Source organism: Candidatus Hydrogenedentota bacterium (genome assembly GCA_012523015.1).
Classification (GTDB): Bacteria; Hydrogenedentota; Hydrogenedentia; order Hydrogenedentales; family CAITNO01; genus JAAYBJ01.
Window position 1 is genome coordinate 1 of the sequence record JAAYJI010000118.1, and the last position, 2,342, is coordinate 2,342.

3 protein-coding genes are annotated in these 2,342 nt (G+C 48.0%); all 3 read right to left on the reverse strand.

Annotated features, from left to right (window positions below; genetic code table 11):
• The coding region (locus GX117_05135) for a LysR family transcriptional regulator (protein ID NLO32727.1) at positions 1 to 333 on the reverse strand (333 nt) is incomplete at its 3' end.
• Between the two features lie 172 nt (positions 334 to 505).
• Entirely contained in the window at positions 506 to 1,912 is a 1,407-nt protein-coding gene (locus GX117_05140) for an IS5 family transposase (GenBank protein NLO32728.1), read from the reverse strand.
• A 188-nt stretch (positions 1,913 to 2,100) separates the two neighbouring features.
• Positions 2,101 to 2,342, reverse strand: a 242-nt coding sequence (locus tag GX117_05145; GenBank protein NLO32729.1) for an aminotransferase class I/II-fold pyridoxal phosphate-dependent enzyme, incomplete at its 5' end; no start/stop codon positions are given.

The following is a 2,342-nucleotide window of genomic DNA, read 5'->3' on the forward strand; positions in this document are numbered from 1 at the left end:
CCTGTGAAGGCTGTCTATAATCAGGTTGCTTCCGCTCATGGGGATTACGCTTAAATTGAGTACTCGCTCCTTATTCCCAAGATCAGCCATAAGCCTGCTAAGTGAATCGATTTGAGGCTGTATTTCTGAAACTTTGTTCAAAAAAAATGTTCCCTCGGTGGTCAGAACCAAACGTTTTTTATCCCTAATAAACAGACTAACGCCGAATTCTTCCTCCAATTCCTTGATTGCTATCGAAATTGCCGGCTGCGAAATATTCAATGACTCCGCCGCCTTGGAAACACTGTCATATCTACAGACCGACTGAAAATATTTTAGTTGCAATAATGTCATCTAAATAATCTCCTTTGAGATTTCAAAACCCGATATGATATCTTTTTAGACGCCACCGTAATTGTCTTGCTCTCTTTTAGATTCAAGCTAAGTTTAACACAAGCGGCCTTCTTTTTCAAAGGCTCTTTTTTATTTTGTCACTCAACAGTATCGATTTGGCCATAGATAATGCCTACTGAACAAACCTCAAATTTCCGTTCAAACATCCCAAGCGGCAAAAATCAAGGAACATGAAAAAGAAATTTATCAGCGCACACTGAATCCGCCTGAGGTTCAGTGCGAGAATGGAAATTGCAATGCAGTGGCAGGCGGTGGCCTCCAGCCTGGCGGTGATGAGGCCGAGGCCGCACTTACGCTTTGCCAGACTGAACCGCCGCTCACCCTCCACACGTTCGCATTCATCGATGTAGTTTTGCTTTTTGTCTGCGGGAGCACCCTTTTTCGGACGCCCCGGTGCCGGGCCAGACAGGCGGATACCATGTCCCTTGCAGTATGCAAGGTTATCACGGTTGCGGTAGACTTTATCCGCCAGAATCCTCTCAGGATAATGTCCTGTTCGCCGACGGTACCGCTGAATCATTTCCTTCAGTCCACCGGATTCGTTGTAGGCGTCGAAGGAGAAAACCTCCATTCGAGTCCAGCCGTTCACAACGCTGATATCAAGCTTTGCGCCAAATTCTACCGCTGCCCCGGCCTTTCCGCGCACAATCGGGCGAAGCCATGGCTGACTCAAGCTTACAATCCGATCTGGCACACTATGGGTACGTTCATCGTACATGTACTTCTGTTGCTCATACAGCTTTTGCACAGTCTCCAGACGAGCCTGTCCGCGCTCGGATAATACGCCGCCAGATTCCAGCATAACCTCAATTGTTCCCAGATTGCGGCGCAGATAGTTCAGTTGTTTTCCGATCGCTTTGCGGATTTTCTTTGCACCCGGCTTGCGGCTTCGGGCCAGAGCGAGATAGTCCTTGCGGGCGCGTTTGCGATAGGTGCGGGGCTTCTTTTCGCCCACCGTATGCATTTCGTCAATCATAGCCTCCGTGTTTTCTCGAGCCTCGTTTAGCAGCGCGCTGTCGGTTGGATATTTGATTTGTGAGGGCGCACAGGTTGCATCAACGATCATGGTGCCCTTGTTTTGGTCATCATCATCATCTTCCGAAGCCGTTGGAGATGAATCCCGCCCCGCAATGATCATTTCATTGATTTCTCCCAGTATTTCAGGGGTCAATCGCTTGCGGAAATATACCATCAAGGATGGATCGAAGGGCAGTTTGCTGTCGTCATACTCCTTGTATCCGCAGAAGTACTGCAAATACGGATGTTCTTGGATCATCGTTGCAACCTCAACATCGGAGTAGCCATATTCCGCCTGAATCAGGCAGGCCCCCAGCGCCAGCCGAAGCGGTTTCGCCACATTGCCTTTTCTATTTTTGAACAGTGCAGCATACCGATGCTCGATTGCGCCCCATGGAACAGTTTTTGCCTTCTGTACCCATCGGTTATCTTCTCGCAGACGCATCCCAACCGGCTGACCGAATTCTGACAGACTTAGCTGCCCGCTGTCGTATTTGTACATTCTCACGCTCTCCAAGTGCAAGCTTTTCTCCGCTTTACCTTGCACTAAGTTTATCATCTTTTCTTCGCCTTGTCCGTCCCTATACACTTTGTGTGATTATTCAGTAAGCATTAGATATAGTTACATATAAAGGCGCCCGCAAAGCAATTTGCGAGCGCCCGAGCTTATTTGTTTTTATAATTATACTCTCACAGCGTTTTAGTAAACTTTTCTATCCTCTCAACCGCTATCTTCAGATTATCGAGTGAGTTAGCATAGGAAAGTCTCATATAGCCCTCCCCAAACTTTCCAAATGCCGTCCCCCAGGCCGCCGCTACTCCGGCTTCCTCAAGAAGTCTGTTTGCAAACTCTTCAGAAGGGATGCCAAAAGCAGATATATCTGGGAATGCATAGAACGCGCCTTTGGGCAGACAGCAGGAAATACCTTCAA

What these genes read in the sequence shown, in the direction of transcription:
- GX117_05140 (NLO32728.1), bottom strand. Translation starts at nt 1,912, where the DNA reads ATGTACAAATACGACAGCGGGCAGCTAAGTCTGTCAGAATTCGGTCAG.